Origin of the sequence: Kineococcus deserti, assembly GCF_050871945.1 — a bacterium.
GTDB lineage: Bacteria > Actinomycetota > Actinomycetes > Actinomycetales > Kineococcaceae > Kineococcus.
The window spans coordinates 29,303-48,413 of the sequence record NZ_JBJLSI010000016.1; the positions used below are offsets into that span (position 1 = coordinate 29,303).

Below are 19,111 nucleotides of genomic sequence, written 5' to 3' on the forward strand. Positions count from 1 at the left end.
GTGGTGGCCCCGCACGGTGGTCACCTGGTCGTCACGGCCCGACGTCCCACAGGCGCCGGTAGTAGTCCGTGCGCACCGGGTCCGGATCGACGCCGTAGGCGGCCAGGAACGTCGCCTCCCAGCCCGGGCCGTAGTTCCAGCCCAGGCTGAGGGTGGCCACGGCCAGGTCGGCCCACCGGTCGGCGACCCCCAGCCCGGCCAGGTCCACGAAACCCACCGCCTCCCCGCCGGCGTCGTCCAGCAGCGTGTTCGGGCAGCAGGCGTCGCCGTGGCACACGACCAGCCGGTCGACCGGTGGCGGGTCCTGCAGCCCACCGGTGTCCCCCACGGCGCGCTCCAGCCGGTACGGCACGCCCCAGTCGAACGGGCAGCCGGCCACCGGCAGGGTGTCGTGCAGCCGCCGCAGGCCCCGGGCCAGGGCCGGCACGGCCGTGGCCGGGCGGGCGATCCAGTCCGGTTCGACGGCGCTGCGGCCGGGCAGGGCGCGCGAGACCAGCCACGACCCCTCGGCGGCGGCGCCGTGCTCGACGACGTCGGGCACCGGCAGCCAGCGCGCCGCCCAGCGGGCCTTGGTGGCCTCGGCGGCCAGGTCGAGCGCGACCCCGGCCGGGGCCCACTTGCAGAACAACCGACCGTGCGCGCCGTCCAGGGCGAAGGTGGTGCCGCCCAGGGCGTTGACCCACACCGCGGGCAGCACGGCCGCCTCGGCCGGGCCACCCCAGCGGTGCACCACCTCGCGCAGCGCGACCGGGACGGCCAGCGGGCCGTCGGGGACCTGGCTGATCGGGATGTTCACAGGCCCAACCTAGGAGCGCTGTCGAACCGTTTCCGGCGTCGTCTCGTGATGTGCTCGGAGGGGAACGGAGGACCCGATGACCGATGCCGACGAGGAGCTCGTGCGCACCCTGCACGACGAGCACGCCGGCGCACTGTGGGCGTACGTCGTCTCCCTGACCGGCGACCGGGTCAGCGCCCACGACGTCGTCCAGGAGACGTTGCTGCGCGCCTGGCGCCACCCCGCGTCCCTGGACCCCGAACGCGGGTCGACGCGGGCCTGGTTGTTCACCGTGGCGCGGCGGCTGGTCATCGACGACTGGCGCTCGGCGCGCTCGCGGCGGGAGACGGTGCACGCCGACGTCCCCGACCGCGCCGTCGTCGACGAGTCCGAGCAGGTGCTGCAGCAGTGGGTCGTGGCCCAGGCGCTGACGCGCCTGTCGCCCGAGCACCGCGCGGTGCTGCGGGAGTGCTACTTCGCCGGCCGGTCGGTCGCCGAGGCCGCGCGGACGCTGGGGATCCCCGCCGGGACGGTCAAGTCGCGGACCCACTACGCGTTGATGAACCTCAGACTGGCCTTGCAGGAGATGGGGGTGAGCCGCTGATGGAGGAGTCGCTGTCGATGCCGTCCGACCCGTCCGATCCGTTCGGCACGACCGCGGGCCCGTACGTGCTGGGGGCCCTGGCACCGTCCGAACGCGCCGAGTTCGAGGCGCACCTGCGCGGGTGCGCGGACTGCCGCCGGTCGGTGGAGGAACTGGCGGGGCTGCCCGGCCTGCTGTCCCGCACACCGGGCGAGGTCGTCGCCGCCCTGGGCGAGGAGGACCCGCAGGCCGCGGTGCGCGAGGAGACCGGCGTGCCCGGCACCGTGCTGCCCGCGCTGCTGCGCGCCGTGCGGCGCCGGCGCACCCGTCGCCGGGTGGCGCTGGCCGGCGGCCTGGTCGCCGCGGCCGGGCTGGCGGCGGCCGTCGCGGTCCCCACCCTCAGCGGGGCCGGGCAGCCGGCGCCGACCACGTCGGTGCAGGCGGGCGGCCCGGCGGGGGAGGCGCAGTCGATGGACGCCCTGGTGCCCACCCCGATCACCGCCACCGTGCAGCTGACCGAGGTCGGCTGGGGCACGCAGGTCGACCTGGTCTGCGCCTACGCCCAGGCCGAGGCCGAGCAGCCCTACCGCTACGCCCTGGTCGTCACCGACCGCGACGGCGCCCACGAGCAGATCGGCACCTGGACCGCCGTCCCGGGCCGCGACGCGCAACTGTCGGGGGCGACGTCGTGGACGCGCTCGCAGATCGCCAGCGTCCAGGTGCAGACCATGACCGGCACGACGGTCCTGCAGCTGGACGAGAGCTAGGAGCCCTGCGCCTCGAGTTCGTCGGCCACCCGCTGCACCATCGCCACGTACCAGTCGGCGCGGTTGTAGCGGAACAGCGCGTCCGCCTCGGCCTGCCGGCCGTGCCCGGCGCCGTTGGCGCACAGGTAGTTCGCGGCGCTGAACACGGCGTCGGCCGCGTTCAGCACGTCGGCCCGGCCGTCGCCGTCGCCGTCGACGCCGTAGGCGGCGAACGTGGCGGGCATGAACTGCATGGGTCCCTGCGCCCCGGCCGAACTGGGGCCGACGTCCACGCCGTGCCCGCTCTCGACCTGCCCGACGGCCGCCAGCAGCGCCGGGCGCATCCCCGCGCAGGTCCGCGCGCCGGCCCGGTACAGCTCGGCGTAGTCGGCCGGCACGCTCCGCGCGTGCACCCCGGCGGCCCGGTCGGCGACGGTGGAGTTCACCGACGCGGCCTGGGCGCGGGCGGCGGCCAGTGCCGCGGCGGCCTCCTCGGCGGCCTGCAGCCGCGCCGCCTCCCCGGTCAGCGACTGCACCTGCGCCTGGGCCGCGGCCAGCGCCTCGTCCATCGCCGTCACCCGCGCGGCGACGTCGCGCAGTCCCGCGACCGCCTCGACGGCTCCGGTCCCGGCCCGCTCGGCGGCCACCTGCTGCGTCTGCGCGAGCTGCTGCGCGCCGCGCTGGGCGGTGTCGTCGGTGCGGCGGGCCGCGGCGAAGGCCCGCACGCTGACCGCCGGGTCCCCGCCACCGACCGCCGAGGTCAGCAGGGCCAGCCCGCGGCGCGCGCCGTCGGTGCCGGCGTCCATGTAGATCGAGCGGACCCGCCGGGTGCTGGCCGTGCGGGCGTCCTGGGCGGCCGCGGCCGCGGCCTCGGCCCGCACCTGGCTGCGGATGCTGTCGCTGACGGCGGCCGAGACCGCCTCGGTGGAACGGGTCAGCTCCTCCTGGGCGCGGGCGACGGCCTGCGCGGCCTCCTGCGCGGCCTGCTGCGCGGCGGCGGCCCGGGCGCGGGCCTGCGCCGCCGTGGTGGGGTCGGCGCTCGCGGTCGGCGTCGCCAGCCAGGGGCCGGTCAGTCCGAGGAGCAGGGCGGCGCCGACCAGCCGGGTGGGCGCAGCGCGCGGTCGAGTCCTCACGCGGTGCAGATCGACGTGGCCGGGGAAGTTCTTGAGACACGGACCCGGTGAGCAGTCGGTAGTCATGCGGTCACCCCGATATGCTCCCCGCCACGACGACGGATCTGCACGACGTCCTCACATCGAGGATTCATCAACGCGGTGATGGGGAACTGCCACCGAGAGTGACAGTCGAGGGGGGCAGCACCGTGGGTCACGTGACACACCGCGGCCGGTGGCACCGACGCCTGGACGCCCTGTGCGCCGAACCCGACCTGCTGCAGCTGGTCCTGCACCCCGTCGTCGACGTCGCCGCCGGCCGGGTCGCCGGCTACGAGGTCCTGTCCCGCTTCCCCTCCGCCGTCCCGGTCGAGGAGTGGTTCCGCGCCGCCCGCGCGCTGGGCCGCGAGGCCGACCTGGACCGCGTGGTCCTCACCGGTGCCCTGGCCCGCCTGCAGGCGCTGCCACCGGGAACCTTCCTGACCGTCAACGCCGGCCCCACCTCCCTGGCCGACGAGGACCTCATGGCCCTGCTGACGGCCCAGGACCTCACCGGGGTCGTCGTGGAACTGACCGAGCACGACGACTGCGACCCGCGCGACCTGGTCGCCCCGCTGGCCCGGTTGCGCGCCCGCGGCGCCCTGGTCGCCCTGGACGACGTCGGCACCGGGCACTCGGGTCTGCTGCGGATGGCCGTCGTGCGACCGGAGATCCTCAAGATCGACCTGCAACTGGTCCGCAACCTGCACCAGGACCCCGTCAAGCGGTCCCTGGTGCAGTTCCTGGGCGAGTGCGCCGGCCGCCTGGACGCGTGGATCATCGCCGAGGGGGTGGAGACCGTCGCCGAGCTCGACGTCCTGCGCGGCATGGGCGTCCCGCTCGTCCAGGGGTTCCTGCTGTCCCGTCCGCACGACGACTTCGCCCCGCTCAGCGACGAGGCGCTGCGCCTGCTGCGAGCCCCCGTCCACCGGCACCTGCACCGCGAGGAGCACAGCTCGCACCCGGCCGCCGTCGCGGGCCGCCGCACCGGCGACCTGGCCCGCCGCACCAAGACCTCCCGCACCGTCGCCGGCGCCGTGCAGGTCGTGGCCGAGGAGGCCGCCCCGGTCGTCGTCGTCGACACCGAGGACGTCCCGCGCGTCATCGTGCTGCCACCGCACCGCGCCGGCGACCAGCCCCGCGTCGAAGCCGTCGGCATCACCCTGGCCCCCGAGACCGCCGTCTCCGAGGCCGCCGCGCGAGCCATCGCCCGCGACGGCGACGTCCGCTTCGACCCGCTGGTGTGCACCGACGCCACCGGCCGCTACGTCGGGGTCGTCGGTGTCGAGGACGTCGTCCTGGACCTGGCGGCCACCCCTCCCGCCGCCCACCGTCGTCGGCACTGGAGGATGGGAGCATGAAGGCCTTCCGATGCGGGGACGTCGTCCCCGGCTGCCGCCGGGAGTTCACCGGCACCGACCGCGAGGACATCCTCGCCCAGGTCGCCGAGCACGCCCGCGCCGACCACGGCGTCACCGAGGTCGACCTGACCCTCGTGCAGGCCGTCGAGGCCAACCTGCGCGAGGCCTAGTGCGCGCGAGACCCGGAGCGGTCCTCCGCCCTCGGGTCAGCCGTTCGCCAGCCGCGCCGGGAAACCACCGGTCGCGACCGGGCCCCAGCGGCGGATCGTCAGCCGCAGCAACGACTTGCCCTGCTCGCGCATCGCCTGGCGGTACTCCGTCCAGTCCGGGTGCTCCCCGGCGATGCACCGGAAGTACTCCACCAGCGGCTCCACCGCGTCCTCGCCGTCGAGGACCTCGAACTCCCCGTCGACCTGCACCCACGCGCCGCCGAAGTCGTCGGAGAGCACCAGTGCCGAACCACGCGGGTCGCGGCGGGCGTTGACCGTCTTGGCCCGCTCGGGGTACGTCGAGACGACGATGCGCCCCTGCTCGTCCACGCCGGCCGTCACGGGCGAGGACTGCGGGAAACCGTCCGCCCGGAAGGTCGTCAGCACCACGTGGTGGCGCGGGCGGACGAACTCCAGCAGTTCGGCCAGGTCGACGCGACGCGACGTCGCGATGGTTCGCGGGCTCATGAGCCCGACGCTACCGTCGTCGGCGCCCTGCGACACCCAGGGCACCACCTGACGCAGCAGGAGGCGCCGTGCAGGCCGTCGAGCCGCAGGAACCGGGCAACGGGCTGGGCACCGGGCTCAAACCCCGGCACATCACGATGATCTCCATCGCCGGCGTCATCGGTGCCGGGTTGTTCGTCGGGTCCGCCTCGGCCGTCGCCGAGGCCGGCCCCGGGGTGCTGCTGTCCTACGCACTGGCCGGCCTGCTGGTCGTGCTGGTCATGCGGATGCTGGGGGAGATGGCCACCGCCCATCCCGACACCGGCTCGTTCTCGACCTACGCCGACCGCGCCCTGGGACGCTGGGCCGGGTTCAGCGTGGGCTGGCTGTACTGGTGGTTCTGGGTGCTGGTGATCCCCGTCGAGGCCACCGCCGCCGCCGACATCCTCAGCTCCTGGATCGGTGCCCCGCAGTGGGTGTGGGCGCTGCTGGTGACCCTGGCGCTGACCGCCTCCAACCTGGCCAGCGTCGGCAACTACGGCGAGTTCGAGTTCTGGTTCGCCGGGATCAAGGTCGTGGCCATCGTCGGGTTCGTCGTCGTCGGCGTGCTGGCCGTCACCGGCGTCCTGCCCGGCGCCGACGTCACCGGCACCCCGGGGCTGGAACTGACCGGCGCCGCCGGCGGGTTCCTGCCCAACGGCTTCAGCGCCGTGCTGGCCGCGATGCTGCTGACGATGTTCAGCTTCATGGGCACCGAGATCGTCACCATCGCCGCCGCCGAGTCCCCCGACCCCCTGCGCGGGGTGCGGCGCGCGGTGAACTCCGTCATCGGCCGCATCGCGGTGTTCTACCTGTGCTCCATCGCCGTCGTCGTCGCGATCGTGCCGTGGAACTCCCCGGACCTGGCCGAGCACGGCTCCTTCCAGGCGACGCTGCAGGCCATCGGCATCCCCGGCGCCGCCACGATCATGGACGTCGTCATCCTCACCGCGGTCGCCAGCTGCCTGAACTCGGCCCTGTACACCGCCTCGCGCATGGTGTTCTCGCTGTCGGTGCGCGGCGACGGGCCGCGCTGGCTCTCGCACGTCTCCGGCCGCGGCGTGCCCTACCCGGCCATCCTGGCCTCCACGGCCGTGGGTTTCGTCGCCGTCGTCGGCAACTACCTGCTGCCCGACCGGATCTTCGAGCTGCTGCTGGCCACCAGCGGTGCCCTGGCCCTGGTCGTCTACGCGTTCATCGCCCTGAGCCAGCTCAGCGCGCGCCGCGGGCTGGACGCCGCCGGTGAACGTCCGCCGGTGCGGATGTGGCTGTTCCCGTGGCTGACCTACGCCGCACTGGCCTTCATCGCCGTCGTGCTCGTCCTCATGGTCGTGCTGCCCGGCCAGCGCCTGCAGCTGCTGCTGTCCTTCGTGCTCACCGCGGCGGTCGTGGCCCTCGGCGTGCGGCACCAGCGACGCACCGGCCGGCGGGTCGGCGCAGGGCGCTGAGGGCTCCGCGCGCCGGCAGGAACCCCGCCCCGCCCGTACTCCGGAGGATGGACGCCCACCCCGCACCGCGCGTGGTGCGATGGGGTGGTGCGTCACCGCAAGAGCCAGGCCGCCGGCTTCGCCGCCGCCGGCACCGTCCTGTTCTGCCTCGGCGCCGGCGGCGGGCACGCCTGGCAACTGCTGCCGCTGCTGGTGGTCAGCGCCGCCCACCTCACCGTCGCGCGGGTCCCGCTGGCCACCGCGGCGGCGGCGGGCGCGGCCTTCGCGGCCGACTCCCTGCTGGGCTGGGACACCGGCGCCTCGCCGGTCACCCTCATCGCCGCCACCAACGTCCTGTACTGGGCGTACACCGGCACCACCCCGGCACGCCGGGCCCGGCTGGAGGTCGCCGCGCTGGGGTGCGTGGTCGCCGGCGCGGCCGTCGTGGCGCTGTCGGGCGCCGGCGCCCGCACCGTCGTGGCCGGCGCGCTGTACCTGACGGCCGTGCTCGCACTGCCCCTGTGGTGGGCCCGCGACGTCCTGCGCGGCGCCGAGCTGGCCCGCCTGGAGGCCGAACGCGCCCGCCGCGCCGAGCGCGCCGCGATGGCCCGCGACCTGCACGACGTCGTGGCCGGTCACCTGTCCGCCATCGCCCTGCAGTCCGAGGCGGCGCTCGCCGCCGCCCGGGCCCGCGGCGCCGACCCCGGCGTGCTGCCCGGCGTCCGCGCCGCCAGCGTCGAGGCGCTGACCCAGATGCGTACCATGATCACCCTGATGCGCAGCGGTGAGGCCGAGGACAGCGGCGAGGAGCAGATCGCCACCAGCCCGGGCCTCGCCGCCCTGCCGGCCGCCGTGGACCTGGCCCGCGCCGCCGGTCTGGACGTGCGCGCCGACCTGGACGTCGCGGCGCTGGTCGCGGCGCTGCCCGAGTCCGCTCGCGCGCACCCGCTGGCCGGCCAGACCGTGCACCGGGTGCTCACCGAAGCTCTCACCAACGCCCGCAAGCACGCCGCCCCCGGCCCCGTGCACGTCCTGGTGCGCGTCCACGCGCGCACCGACGGCAGCGACCTGGACCTGCGGGTCGACTCGCCCCTGCCGCTCCGCACCCCGGCCGCCCGGCCCGGCGGCCACGGCGGGCACGGGCTGGCCGGCATGCGCGAGCGCGCCGACGCCCTCGGCGCGACCTTCAGCGCCGCAGCCCGAGCGGACCTGCACCCCCCGGTGTGGCGGGTCCAGCTCACCGTCCCGCTGCCCGCGGCGGTGCCCGCGTGAACGGGGTGCGGGTGCTGCTGGCCGACGACCACACCGCCGTGCGCACCGGCCTGCGGATGATCCTGGAGACCGCCGAGGCGATCACCGTGGTCGGCGAGGCCGCCGACGGCGCCACCGCCGTGGCCCAGACCCGCGCCCTGCGTCCCGACGTCGTGGTCATGGACCTGCGCATGCCCGGCACCGACGGGGTCGCCGCCACCGCCCAGATCGTCGCCGAGGACCTGGCGCAGGTCCTGGTCCTGACCACCTTCGACCTCGACGACCTCGTGCTGGCCGCCCTGCGCGCCGGGGCCGCGGGGTTCCTGCTCAAGACCGCCGACGCCGCCCAGCTCCTCGACGCCGTGCGCCGCGTCGCCGCGGGCGAGGGGGTCGTGGCCCCCGAGGTCACCCGCACCCTGCTGGCCGCGGTCGCCGCGGGCGGACCCCCACCGCGGCGACCGGACCTGTCCGCGCTGACCGCCCGCGAGGTCGACGTCCTGCGCTGCCTGGGCCAGGGACTGTCCAACACCGCCCTGGCCGGTGCCCTGAGCATCTCCCCGCTGACGGCCAAGACCCACGTCAGCCGGCTGCTGACCAAGCTCGGCCTGACCTCCCGGGTGCAGGCCGCGCTGCTGGCCCGCGACGCCGGACTGCTCCAGGAGAGGTGCTGACGTGAGGGTCCTGCTGGTCGAGGACGAGGCCAACCTCGCCGAGACGGTCCGCCGGGGCCTGGCCGCCGAGGGCATCACCGTCGACGTCGCCCCCGACGGGCCGAGCGGCTACGCCCGCGCCCGCGCCGGTGCCTACGACGTCCTGGTCCTGGACCTGATGCTGCCGGGCCGCAACGGCTACGAGGTGTGCCGCGACCTGCGCTCGGCGGGGGTGTGGACCCCGGTGCTGGTCCTGTCGGCCAAGGACGGCGAGTACGACCAGGTCGACGCCTTCGACCTCGGCGCCGACGACTACCTCACCAAACCCTTCTCCTTCCCCGTCCTGCTGGCCCGGCTGCGGGCCCTGCACCGTCGCGGGGCCCCCGAACGTCCCGTCGTCCTGACCGCCGGCGACCTCGTCCTGGACCCCGGCACCCGCCGCGTCGAACGCGCCGGCGAGCAGATCACCCTCACCGCCCGCGAGTTCGCCCTCCTGGAGCACCTCATGCGCCACCGCGACGAGGTGCTGGCCAAACCCGACCTGCTGCGCGCCGTGTGGGACCCCACCGTCGTCAGCGACCCCAACGTCGTCGAGGTCTACGTCCGCTACCTGCGACGCAAGATCGACGTCCCCTACGGCCGCAACGCCATCCAGACCGTCCGCGGCGCCGGTTACCGGCTCGCCGCCGACGGCGGCTGAACCGGCAGCCGCACCCGCACCGACGCCCCGCCACCTCGGCGTTCGCCCACGCGCACCGTGCCGCCGTGGGCGGCGACGACCTCGGCCACGATCGCCAGCCCCAGCCCGGTGCCGCCGGACCCGCGCTGCCGGCTGGAGTCCAGGCGCACGAACCGCTCCAGCACCCGCTCGCGGTCGGCGGCCGGGATCCCCGGGCCGTCGTCGGCGACCGTCAGCACCGCGGACCCCTCGACCTCGGCCAGCTCCAGCTCGACCACGGATCCGGCGTACCGCACCGCGTTGTCGGTCAGGTTGCGCACGACCCGGGCCAGCGCCGCGCCGTCGCCGGCGACCCGCACCGGCACCGTGCGGGCCCGCACGTCCAGCCCCGAGGCCACGGTCCGCAGCCGCGCGACCTCCACCTCGACCACCTCGTCGAGGTCGACCTCGGAGGAGACCCCCGCGACGCGGCCCTCGTCGGCGCGCGCCAGCAGCAGCAGGTCGGCCACCAGCGCCTCCAGCCGGCCGCTCTCGGACCCGACGAGCTCGGTGAAGCGGGCGTCGACCGACCCCTCGCGCCCCCACACCTCCGCCGCGGCCCGCAACGTGGCCACCGGGGAGCGCAGCTCGTGGCTGGCGTCGGCGACGAACCGCCGCTGGCTGCGCTGGGCCAGTTCCAGCCGCGCCAGCATCTCGTTCATCGTCACCGCCAGCCGCGAGACCTCGTCGCTGCCCGGTGGCACCGGCACCCGCCCGTCCAGCCCGCGCGAGGTGATGCCCTGCACCGTGGAGCGGATCGCCTCCACCGGCCGCAGCGAGCGGCCCACGAACGTCCACGTCGCCACCGCGATCGCCGCCAGCAGCACCGGCGTGCCGATCGCCAGCAGCAGCACCGCCCGCGACAGGACCCGGTCGGCGTCCTCGGTGCTCTCGGCGACGACCACCCAGAACCGCCGGTCGTCCAGCGCACCGCCCAGGACGGTGACCACCCACGGTCCCTCCCGGCCCAGCGCCGGAAGGTCGACCACCTCGTGCTCCAGCCCCGCCACCTGCGGCCGCAACCCCGTCAGCGCCGGCACCCCCTGCAGGCCGGCGCTGGCGGCCACGACCTCGTCCTGCCCGGTCAGCACCTGGATGTGCGAACCGCGTTCGACGTCGGCGCCGACCGCGGTCAGCAGCCGCTCGGCCGGGTCACCCGCCAGCGCCCGGTCGGTCACCGACAGCCGCACCAGCCGCGCCTGGACCTCACCGGTCTGCTCGTCGACGGAGATCAGCGCCTCGCGCAGCAGCACCAGCCCGGCCAGGGCGCCGGCGACCACCAGCACCGCCAGCAGGGTCGTCGCCGCGACCGTCGACCGGACCCGCACCCCGGCGCGCCGCCACCACGTGATCACCGCACCAGTCTGCGGGCAGCCGGCTCGTAGGATGGGCCGAGCCGAACGGGCAGTGCACCACCTGGGGGACCCGCCGCATGAGTCAGCGCCACACCGACACCTGCACCGCGCTCGGTGTCGCCCTGCTGGCCAACGTCCCGGTGGTCCTGTGGGGCCCGCCCGGGCAGGGGAAGTCCTCGGTGGTCGCCGAGCTGGCCGCGGGCCTGGGTGCCCACCTGGAGACGGTCATCGCCTCCATCCGCGAGCCCAGCGACTTCGCCGGCCTGCCCGTCGTCGACCCCGCGACCCGCACGGCCTCCCTGGCCGCGCCGTCCTGGGCGGTCCGGCTGCGCGACGCGGTCGAGCAGGAGGGCCGGATGGGCATCCAGTTCTACGACGAGGTCTCCACCGCACCCCCGGCCACCCAGGCCGCGCTGCTGCGCCCCATCCTGGAGGGCGTCGTCGGTGACCTGCGCCTGCCCGCGGCGGTGCGCACCGTCGCCGCGGCCAACCCCCCGGACGTCGCCGCCGACGGCTGGGACCTGGCCCCGCCGGTGGCCAACCGGTTCGTGCACCTGACCTGGGAACTGGACGCCGCCACCGTGCGCGAGGGGTTCAGCACCGGCTGGCCCGCCGTGGAGGTGCCGGTGCTCGAGGAGCAGCGGGTGCAGGAACAGGTCGACCGGACCCGCGCCCTGGTCGGGGTGTTCCTGGGGTCGAAACCCGAACTGGTCACCCAGCTGCCCCGCTCCTCGCAGGAGGCCGGCCGCGCCTTCCCCACCCCGCGCTCGTGGGAGATGGCCGCGCGGCTGCACGCCTACGCGCACGCCGCGGGGGTCAACAGCACCGTCACCACGATGCTGCTGGCCGGGACCGTCGGCATCGCCGCCGGCGGGATGTTCCTGAACTACCTGCGCGAGCTGGACCTGCCCGACCCCGAGACGCTGCTGGCCGACCCGGACGCCTTCGACGTCGACCGCCGGCGCACCGACCGCACCTACGCCGTCGCGGCGTCGGTGTGGGCGGCGACGGCGGCGCGCAACACCCCGCAGCGGTGGGTGAGCTGCGGTGCCCTGCTGGCCCGCATCGCCGAGGCCGGCAGCGCCGACATCGCCTTCTCCCACGGTCGGCTGTGGGCGGCCGCGCGGCCGGCCGGGGCGATGCCGACCGAGCGCATCGTCCGCGGGCTGGCGCCGATCCTGCGGGAGCTGAACCTGCTGGTGACCCAGGGGTGAGCGAGGTGGCCGAGGACCTCCTGCACCAGGCGAACCTGCGGCTGGCCGCCGGGCGGGCCAAGGCCACCGACCTCATGCCGTACCTGGCCGACGCCCTGTACGCGGTCAAGGCCGTCGCGACCACCGACGTGCCCACGCTGGCCATCGACACCCGCTGGCGGCTGTACTACAACCCCGAGTTCATCCTCACCGGCTCCGTCGAGGAGGTCGCCGGTGCCTGGCTGCACGAGGTCGGCCACCCGCTGCGCCGGCACGGCGAACGGTTCGCGGCGCTGGCCGAACCGGTCGAGCGCGCGGTCCTGTTCAACCAGGCCGCCGACGCCGCGATCAACGCCGACCTGCGCGCCGCCGGTGTCCGGCCGCCGGCGGTCAAGGGCTGGTACCCCGAGCAGATCCCCGGCGCGCAACCCGGCATGACCGCCGAGCAGATGTACCGGCTCCTGCTCGACGGCCCCGCCGGGCGGGCCCTGGACCGGCGGTCCCCCGAGCTGCTCCTGCTGCCGGACACGTTGCCCCGCAACGACCTGCGACGGGACGGGCCGGCCCTCGTCGTCTGCGTGAGTCGGGACCCGGTCCTCACCGCCGCCGCGAGCGTGACCCTGCTGGCGCCGGGGGGCGAGCCGGTCGCCGACCGCGACGGGACGCCCGCGGTGGGGGCCCTGGACGTGCGCGACGGCCGCGGTGCCTCGTTCACGGTGCAGGCGGCCCTGCCGGCCGGGCGCTACGACATCCTCATCACCTCCGGTCCGGAGCAGGTCCGCGCCGCCCTGACGATCACCGAGCCCACCGTGCAGCTGCGCCCGGACCACCTCGCCGGCGGCTGGCAGGCCCCGGCGAAGATCGTCGTGGCCGGCCGGGACACCGCCTTCACCCCCGCCTCGCGCGTCCACGTCCTCGACGTCACGGGCCGCTCCCTCGACGTCGTCGCCGACGTCACGCCCGTCAGCGGCACGTACCTGACCTTCGAGGTCGGCGCGCTCGCCGACGGCCTGCACCGGGTCCGGGTGCGGACGGGGGACGAGGTCGTCCAGGCCTTCCTGCCCGTCGGGCTGCCGCACCTGGACCTGCACCCGGCCACCCTGCCCAGCGGGTACCGCACCCCCGTCCAGCTGTCCGGGACGGTCCAGGACCTGCACGTGGGGGCCGACAGCACCGTCGCCGTCCTCGACCCGGGCGCGGGCGATGCCGAGGTGGCCGGGGCCACCGGGCCGCTGGAGGTGCGCGAGAGCCCCGAGCCGGGCGGTGCCGTCGTCACCTTCCCGTTGACCCGGCCCCTGGACGACGGCCGGTACGCCGTCGTGCTGACCACCGGCACCACGCGGGCCCTGGCCACCCTCACCGTCGGTGGGCACGCCGCGGGCGGGGGCGACCCCTCCGACGACGCCGGGGACGACGCCGGGGACGACGCCGGGGACGACGCCGGGGGAGACGAGCAGCAGGACGCCGCCGGCTCCGGACCGGACGACAGCGACCCCGCCGACGGCCAGGACTGCGGTTCGGGCGCCGGCGGCGGGCGCCGCCCCTGGGAGCAGGACGAGTCCGGCACCGACGAGGACGGCCACGACGACGGCAGCGTCGACGCCGGCCGCGGCGAGCTCATCCGCCTGCAGACCGCCCGTCACGTCCTGGAGCACGCCCGCAGCCGCGGCAGCGTCCCGGCCGGGTGGGAACGCTGGGCCAGCCTCGTGCTGGAACCGGAGGTGGACTGGCGCAAGGAGCTGCACAGCATCACCCGCCGCGTCAGCGCCAACGTCGCCGGCGTGCGCGACTACTCCTACGCCCGGCCCTCGCGCCGGGCGGCGTCCTTCCCGCACGTCGTGCTGCCCGCGATGCGCCAACCGCGGCCCCCGCGCGTCGCGGAGGTCGTGGACACCTCCGGATCCATCAGCGACGAGATGCTCAGCCAGGTGCACGCCGAGACCGAGGCCATCGTCAAGCGGTGCCGCGCCGAAGGCGTCACCGTCATCGCCTGCGACGCCGCAGCCGCGGCCCCCCGCACCGTCCGTTCCCTCGCCGACCTGCGGATGGTCGGCGGCGGCGGCACCGACATGCGCGTCGGCCTCACCGCCGCCGCCCGCGCCCGCCCCCGGTTCGACCTCGTCGTCACCATGACCGACGGTGACACCCCCTGGCCGGCCGCGCCGCCGCCGGAGAACCCCGACGCCCGCTACGTCGCCCTGCTGCTCGACGGGGACCGCCGCAGCGTGCCGGACTGGATGCACAAGATCGTCATCCGGCACGACCCGGCCCCCGAGGCGGCCACCCGCCGCCGGTGAGCGCGGCCATCGTCGCCAGCACCTCCCAGGCGTCCTCCCGGCCGTGCAACGCCACCGCCTCCCCGGCCCCGAACCCCGCCTGGAGCACCGCCACCGTCCACGCGTCGCTCCACCCCTCCCGGAGCCCCACGACGAGCACCTCCACGTCCACCACGGCCAGCGCCAGTTCCACCGACACCTCCCGGGCCGTCCTCGTCACCACCTCCGGCGGCAGGTCCGGGTACCGCGCCTGCACCCACGCCCGCACCGCGGGGGACCGGTGGGTACGCACCCACGCCCGCAGCCACATCCCGGTGCCGAACGCCTCCTCGTCGCCGAACTCCTCCACCGACATCGCCGCGACCCCCGTGGCGGCGCGCACCCGGTCGTAGCCGGGCAGGTCCCCGGCACCCACCTCCGGCGCGGACCGCTCGCGGGGCAGGTGGACGCCGGAGGACCGCAGCCGGTGCAGGACGTCCGCCGGTCCACCGCGGGGACGAGGGGCCTGCGGCGCGAGCGCCCGCGCCAGCACCGTCACCACCGCCGCCGGCGTCGGCCGCGGCCACGGCAGGTCCGCCCAGTGCGCCGGCAACGGCTCGCCACGGCCCGGCAGCGACAGGTGCGGCAGGTGCCCGTGGTGGTCCCGCCCGGTCGGCTCGCGCTGGGTCGGCTCGCTCACGCAGGCACCCTCGCACCCACCCCCGACGTAGGCTCGAACGGTGCCCGCCCGCAGGCGACACCGCCGACCACCACCCCCCGGGCCGCCTCCGGCGCCGTTCGTGCTCGACGCCACGGACCTGCTCGCCCCACCCCCGGCCCGCCCCGACCCCCACTGGGGGATGCCGGCCGTCCTGTGGGGCGCGTGGACGGCCCGGGCACCCCGCAGCGAGCAACCGCCCTTCGACTGGCCCGCCGCCCACACCGACCTGTACCGGCACTTCCTGCTGCCCGGGATCACCCGCGCGACCGGCCACCACGTCGACGTCGCCCCCCTGGGCACCCGCGTCCTGGCCACCCACCTCGACGGTGAACCCCTGCGCCACGGCGAACCCACCAGCCTGCTGCCCGCCCACCACGTCCTCGCCGGCCACCGGTGCACCCTGGACCCCGCCCAGGTGCTCGCCTACGCCCTCCTGCGCGACGACCTCGCCGCCCTCCTCGGCCCCGCGCTCGCGGCCCCCACCGCCGCGACCCCCGACCTCGCCCTGGTCCTGGCCGCCGCCGAGGCGGGCCTGAGCGCCGCGGAGATCGTCCGCGCCCACCGCGACGGAACCCTCACCCCCGACCGGATCGCGTTGCTGACCGCCCTGCTCGGGACGTTCTGATCCGGCGCACCCACCGACCCCCTCCCACGCCCGGCCCGCGGCGGCAACTACCGTGCGCCCGTGCCGCCCCGTCTCGTCGTCCCCACCGACGACCTGTTCGCCTGGACGCTGAGCGGGCGGGACTGCCTCCTCACCCACCCCGACGACGACCCGCGCGCCGCGCTGTCCCGCGACCGCTACGCCCTGCGGCACCTCCTGGCGCAGGGACGGCACGTCATGGCGTTCGGGGCCACCGTGCTCGGCAACCTCCTCGGCGCGCTGGCCGGGGGAGCGGGGACCGACCTGCCCGGGGACCTGCCCACCGACCCGGAGCGGCTGCACGCGCTGGTGCACGAGAACTGGGACGGCAGCGCCGGGCACCGCCGCACCCTGACCGGCACGACCATCCCCGACGAGGACTGCGACCGCCGCGCCGCCCACACCCTGCTCGACGTCGTGCCCACCCCCGTCCTGCTGCCCCTGCTGCGCTGGGCCGGGCAGGACTGGCGCGGGCGGCGCACCGGCTGGCCCACCCACCTCAGCTGGCCCGACCCCGGCACGCCCACCACCGGCCGCTTCAGCGACCGCCCCCACCTGGTGCGCGTGGTCTCCACGACCACCACCCTCACCACCGCCCAGCGCGCCGCCGTCCGCGTCTGCCAGGACGCCGGACTCGACGTCGTCCTGCTGCGGGTCAACTCCTTCGGCGACCTGCCGTGCCCCGCCGACACCGAACTCGGCCTCCCCGACGGGCCGGCACCGGGCTGCCCCGCCTGCCGCCCCGCCGTCGACGTCGACCCGCCCGCCCACCTCCTGCCCGGCGAACGCCCGCTGCCGCCCTTCCTCAGCCCCGGCGTCCCCGAGGAGCACCACGACCACCACCTGCGGGCCCACCTCGCCCGCACCGCCCCCACCTACACCGTCAGCGACACCGTGGCCGCGCTGTCGCCCGAGGACCTGCGCCACCACGCCTTCGCCCTGCTCACCGACCCCGGCGCCTGGAAGGGCTCCCGGGACGACGGCCGCCGGCACCTCGCCGCGGCCGTGCAGCGCTACCGCGACCTGGCCACCGACCCGCACCTGGCCCACGAGGCGGAACAGCGGACGGAGGCCTTCCGCGACGCCCTCACCACCTGGCACGACCACCGGGACGCCCCGCGCGAGGCACTGCGCGACGGCGAGGCCCGCGCCGCCCTGCGCGAGGCCGCCACCGCCGCCGGACGCCTCCTGGCCCTGCAGGGTTTCGACGTCGTCGCCGTCCGTGCCGCCGCCGGCGCCGTGAACCGCATCCTCGGCGAGGGCGGCGCCGGCGACCCCGCCCGGGCGCTGCGCCTGTTCCGGATGCTCTCCCTGGGCATCACCGGCGAGGAACTCCTGCAGATGGAGGAGACCGGCACCTACCCCGACGACGAGACCCTCGACTTCCTCACCGTCCTGCGCGGCTGAAGGGACTGGACCTCCAGCCCGCTGCAGCACCTAGCGTCGGCGCCATGAGCATGGAGAACGTCGCCTACTCCGCCCTGTGGAACGCGATGACCGCCCCGGACGCCAAGCCGTTCCGCCCCGGAACCGTGCGCCGCGTCCTGGGCATGGCCCGCGAACGCAGCCGCCTGCTCGCCCTCTTCGTCCTGGGCTCCGTCGTCCTGGCCGTCCTCGCCGTGGCCACCCCCGTCCTGGCCGGCCGCGCCATCGACGCCGTCAGCGCCGGCGACCGCACCGCCGTCACCACCCTGGCCCTGCTCATCGCCGCCGTCGCCCTGGCCGAAGCGGGCCTCGGCCTCGCCGTCCGCTGGCTGAGCGCCACCCTGGGCGAGGACCTCATCCTCGACCTGCGCACCCGCGTCTTCGACCACGTCCAGCGCATGCCCGTCGCCTTCTTCACCCGCACCCGCACCGGCGCCCTCGTCAGCCGGCTCAACAACGACGTCCTCGGCGCCCAGCGAGCCTTCAGCGACACCCTGTCCGGCATCGTCAGCAACATCGTCGCCGTCGCCCTCACCGCCGTGGTCATGATCGGCATCTCCTGGCGCATCACCCTCCTCGCCCTCGTCCTGCTGCCCGTCTTCCTGCTGCCCGCCCGCCGCATGGGCCGCCAGCTCGCCCTGCTGGCCCGCCGCGCCGCCCACCTCGACGCCGCCATGCTCAACCAGACCACCGAACGCTTCTCCGCCCCCGGCGCCACCCTCGTCAAGCTCTTCGGCCGACCCGACGCCGAGTCCCGCGCCTTCGCCGCCGCCGCCCGCGCCGTCCGCGACATCGGCGTCACGACCGCCGTCCGCCAGGCCGTCTTCGTCACCGCCCTCACCCTCGTCTCCGCCCTCGCCCTGGCCCTCGTCTACGGCGTCGGTGGCCTGGCCGCCATCGCCGGCACCCTCGACGCCGGCAGCATCGTGGCCCTGGCGCTGCTGCTCACCCGCCTCTACGCACCCCTGACGGCACTCGCGAGCGCGCGGGCCGACGTGACGAGCGCGCTGGTCAGCTTCGACCGGGTGTTCGAGGTCCTCGACCTCGTGCCGCTGGTGCAGGAACGCCCCGGCGCCCGCCCCGTGCCCGACGGGCCGGTGGGGGTCGAGTTCGACGGGGTGAGCTTCGGCTACCCGGCCGCCGCCGACGTGTCGCTGGCCTCGCTGGAGGACGTCGCGACGCTCGACGCGCGCGGTGGGGTTCCGGTGGTCCGCGACGTCTCCTTCCGGGTCGAACCGGGGCAGGTGGTGGCGATCGTGGGTTCCTCGGGGGCGGGGAAGTCGACGCTGGCGCAACTGCTGGCCCGGCTGTACGACGTCGACTCCGGGGCGGTGCGCATCGGCGGCACCGACGTGCGCGACCTGACGACCGAGTCCCTGCGCCGTGCGGTCGGGGTGGTCACCCAGGACGGTCACCTGTTCCACGAGTCCCTGCGCTCGAACCTGCAGCTGGCCCGGCCCGGCGCGAGCGACGCCGAACTGCTCGACGCCCTGCAGCGCGCGCGGCTGGGGGAGCTGGTGGCGAACCTGCCCGAAGGGCTGGACACCGTGGTGGGGGAGCGGGGCTACCGGTTCTCCGGCGGGGAACGTCAGCGCCTGACCATCGCGCGGTTGCTGCTGGCCCACCCGCGGATCGTGGTGCTCGACGAGGCGACGGCCCACCTGGACTCGGCCTCGGAGGTGGCGGTGCAGGCCGCGCTGGACGAGGCGCTGGAGGGGCGGACGGCGATCGTCATCGCGCACCGGTTGTCGACGGTGCGCGGCGCCGACCAGATCCTGGTGCTCGAGGCGGGCCGGATCGTCGAACGCGGAACGCACACCGAACTGCTCGCGCTCGGTGGGCGGTACGCCGAACTGCACCGGCACGGTTCGCTCGCCCCCGTGGACGGGGCCGCCGTCGTGTCGGAGGTGGCCGGCCGACCTGACGGAGGACCCGCCTGAGCAGCAGGGGCCGGTTCCCGGCGACCTGCCACCGTGGCCGTCGAGGTCGAGGGAGCTGCGCGAACACGTGCACCCGTGGTCCTTCAGCCCGTCCGCCGCGACGCCGGCCATCGGCAGCTTCGAGAACTACGCGAACTCCTCGTCCCGCGGCCGGTCGAGATTCGGCAACCAGTCACGGTAGACGCACCCGGCGTGGTTGACTGCTCAACAGTCCGAACACGG

The 19,111-nt window shown here is 75.8% G+C and carries 18 protein-coding genes; 13 read left to right on the plus strand and 5 right to left on the minus strand.

Features of this window, described 5'->3' with window-relative positions; translation table 11 throughout:
* Nucleotides 1-31 precede the first annotated feature (31 nt).
* A complete protein-coding gene (locus ACRYR2_RS13645; protein ID WP_432563418.1) occupies nt 32-796 on the minus strand; it encodes a phosphotransferase in 765 nt (254 codons plus the stop codon).
* A gap of 76 nt (nt 797-872) precedes the next feature.
* Here ACRYR2_RS13645 and ACRYR2_RS13650 point away from each other — a divergent pair, with 76 nt between their 5' ends.
* Together ACRYR2_RS13650 and ACRYR2_RS13655 are read left to right on the plus strand one after the other, a co-directional pair.
* Nucleotides 873-1,379, plus strand: a complete 507-nt coding sequence (locus tag ACRYR2_RS13650) for a sigma-70 family RNA polymerase sigma factor (protein WP_432563419.1) — start codon at nt 873-875, stop codon at nt 1,377-1,379.
* Nucleotides 1,379-2,125, plus strand: coding sequence for an anti-sigma factor family protein (locus ACRYR2_RS13655; RefSeq protein WP_432563420.1), 747 nt, complete (start codon nt 1,379-1,381; stop codon nt 2,123-2,125). Before ACRYR2_RS13650 ends, ACRYR2_RS13655 begins: the two co-directional genes overlap by 1 nt.
* On the opposite strand, the gene ACRYR2_RS13660 is transcribed toward ACRYR2_RS13655, so the two are convergent.
* The gene (locus ACRYR2_RS13660) at nt 2,122-3,237 is read right to left on the minus strand and encodes a lytic transglycosylase domain-containing protein (protein ID WP_432563421.1); all 1,116 of its coding nucleotides are present in this window, start codon (nt 3,235-3,237) and stop codon (nt 2,122-2,124) included. The two genes, ACRYR2_RS13655 and ACRYR2_RS13660, sit on opposite strands and share 4 nt — an antisense overlap.
* Before the next feature lie 197 nt (nt 3,238-3,434).
* Here ACRYR2_RS13660 and ACRYR2_RS13665 point away from each other — a divergent pair, with 197 nt between their 5' ends.
* Together ACRYR2_RS13665 and ACRYR2_RS13670 are read left to right on the plus strand one after the other, a co-directional pair.
* Nucleotides 3,435-4,616, plus strand: coding sequence for an EAL domain-containing protein (locus tag ACRYR2_RS13665; RefSeq protein WP_432563422.1), 1,182 nt, complete (start codon nt 3,435-3,437; stop codon nt 4,614-4,616).
* The gene (locus tag ACRYR2_RS13670) at nt 4,613-4,786 is read left to right on the plus strand and encodes a DUF1059 domain-containing protein (RefSeq protein ID WP_432563423.1); all 174 of its coding nucleotides are present in this window, start codon (nt 4,613-4,615) and stop codon (nt 4,784-4,786) included. Before ACRYR2_RS13665 ends, ACRYR2_RS13670 begins: the two co-directional genes overlap by 4 nt.
* A 36-nt stretch (nt 4,787-4,822) precedes the next feature.
* Here the strand turns inward: ACRYR2_RS13670 and ACRYR2_RS13675 are convergent, their stop codons facing one another.
* Nucleotides 4,823-5,293 carry a PPOX class F420-dependent oxidoreductase gene (locus ACRYR2_RS13675; protein ID WP_432563424.1) on the minus strand — a complete coding sequence of 157 codons (471 nt, stop codon included), beginning with the start codon at nt 5,291-5,293 and terminating at the stop codon, nt 4,823-4,825.
* 137 nt (nt 5,294-5,430) lie between these two features.
* On the opposite strand from ACRYR2_RS13675, the gene ACRYR2_RS13680 reads away from it, so the two are divergent.
* The 4 genes from ACRYR2_RS13680 to ACRYR2_RS13695 all read left to right on the plus strand — a co-directional run bounded on the left by ACRYR2_RS13680 (nt 5,431) and on the right by ACRYR2_RS13695 (nt 9,339).
* The gene (locus ACRYR2_RS13680) at nt 5,431-6,759 is read left to right on the plus strand and encodes an amino acid permease (protein ID WP_432563487.1); all 1,329 of its coding nucleotides are present in this window, start codon (nt 5,431-5,433) and stop codon (nt 6,757-6,759) included.
* Between the two features lie 87 nt (nt 6,760-6,846).
* Entirely contained in the window at nt 6,847-8,010 is a 1,164-nt protein-coding gene (locus tag ACRYR2_RS13685; protein WP_432563425.1) for a sensor histidine kinase, read from the plus strand.
* On the plus strand, nt 8,007-8,660 hold the full coding sequence (locus tag ACRYR2_RS13690; RefSeq protein ID WP_432563426.1) for a response regulator: 654 nt from the start codon (nt 8,007-8,009) through the stop codon (nt 8,658-8,660). Before ACRYR2_RS13685 ends, ACRYR2_RS13690 begins: the two co-directional genes overlap by 4 nt.
* A 1-nt stretch (nt 8,661) precedes the next feature.
* Entirely contained in the window at nt 8,662-9,339 is a 678-nt protein-coding gene (locus ACRYR2_RS13695) for a response regulator transcription factor (protein ID WP_432563427.1), read from the plus strand.
* Here the strand turns inward: ACRYR2_RS13695 and ACRYR2_RS13700 are convergent.
* Nucleotides 9,312-10,712, minus strand: coding sequence for a sensor histidine kinase (locus ACRYR2_RS13700; protein ID WP_432563428.1), 1,401 nt, complete (start codon nt 10,710-10,712; stop codon nt 9,312-9,314). The genes ACRYR2_RS13695 and ACRYR2_RS13700 overlap by 28 nt on opposite strands.
* Nucleotides 10,713-10,789: 77 nt before the next feature.
* Here ACRYR2_RS13700 and ACRYR2_RS13705 point away from each other — a divergent pair, with 77 nt between their 5' ends.
* Together ACRYR2_RS13705 and ACRYR2_RS13710 are read left to right on the plus strand one after the other, a co-directional pair.
* Nucleotides 10,790-11,926 carry an ATP-binding protein gene (locus ACRYR2_RS13705; RefSeq protein ID WP_432563429.1) on the plus strand — a complete coding sequence of 379 codons (1,137 nt, stop codon included), beginning with the start codon at nt 10,790-10,792 and terminating at the stop codon, nt 11,924-11,926.
* A 5-nt stretch (nt 11,927-11,931) separates the two neighbouring features.
* A complete protein-coding gene (locus ACRYR2_RS13710) occupies nt 11,932-14,202 on the plus strand; it encodes a DUF2201 family putative metallopeptidase (RefSeq protein WP_432563430.1) in 2,271 nt (756 codons plus the stop codon).
* On the opposite strand, the gene ACRYR2_RS13715 is transcribed toward ACRYR2_RS13710, so the two are convergent.
* The gene (locus ACRYR2_RS13715) at nt 14,156-14,860 is read right to left on the minus strand and encodes a hypothetical protein (protein ID WP_432563431.1); all 705 of its coding nucleotides are present in this window, start codon (nt 14,858-14,860) and stop codon (nt 14,156-14,158) included. The genes ACRYR2_RS13710 and ACRYR2_RS13715 overlap by 47 nt on opposite strands.
* Before the next feature lie 100 nt (nt 14,861-14,960).
* Between ACRYR2_RS13715 and ACRYR2_RS13720 the strand changes: the two genes are divergently transcribed.
* From ACRYR2_RS13720 to ACRYR2_RS13730, 3 genes are read left to right on the plus strand one after another with little or no spacing between them, the layout of a single operon-like run.
* Complete coding sequence (locus ACRYR2_RS13720; protein WP_432563432.1) at nt 14,961-15,506, plus strand: hypothetical protein; 546 nt, start codon at nt 14,961-14,963, stop codon at nt 15,504-15,506.
* Between the two features lie 60 nt (nt 15,507-15,566).
* Complete coding sequence (locus ACRYR2_RS13725; protein ID WP_432563433.1) at nt 15,567-16,931, plus strand: hypothetical protein; 1,365 nt, start codon at nt 15,567-15,569, stop codon at nt 16,929-16,931.
* Between the two features lie 44 nt (nt 16,932-16,975).
* A complete protein-coding gene (locus tag ACRYR2_RS13730; RefSeq protein ID WP_432563434.1) occupies nt 16,976-18,889 on the plus strand; it encodes an ABC transporter ATP-binding protein in 1,914 nt (637 codons plus the stop codon).
* Nucleotides 18,890-19,111: the final 222 nt, after the last annotated feature.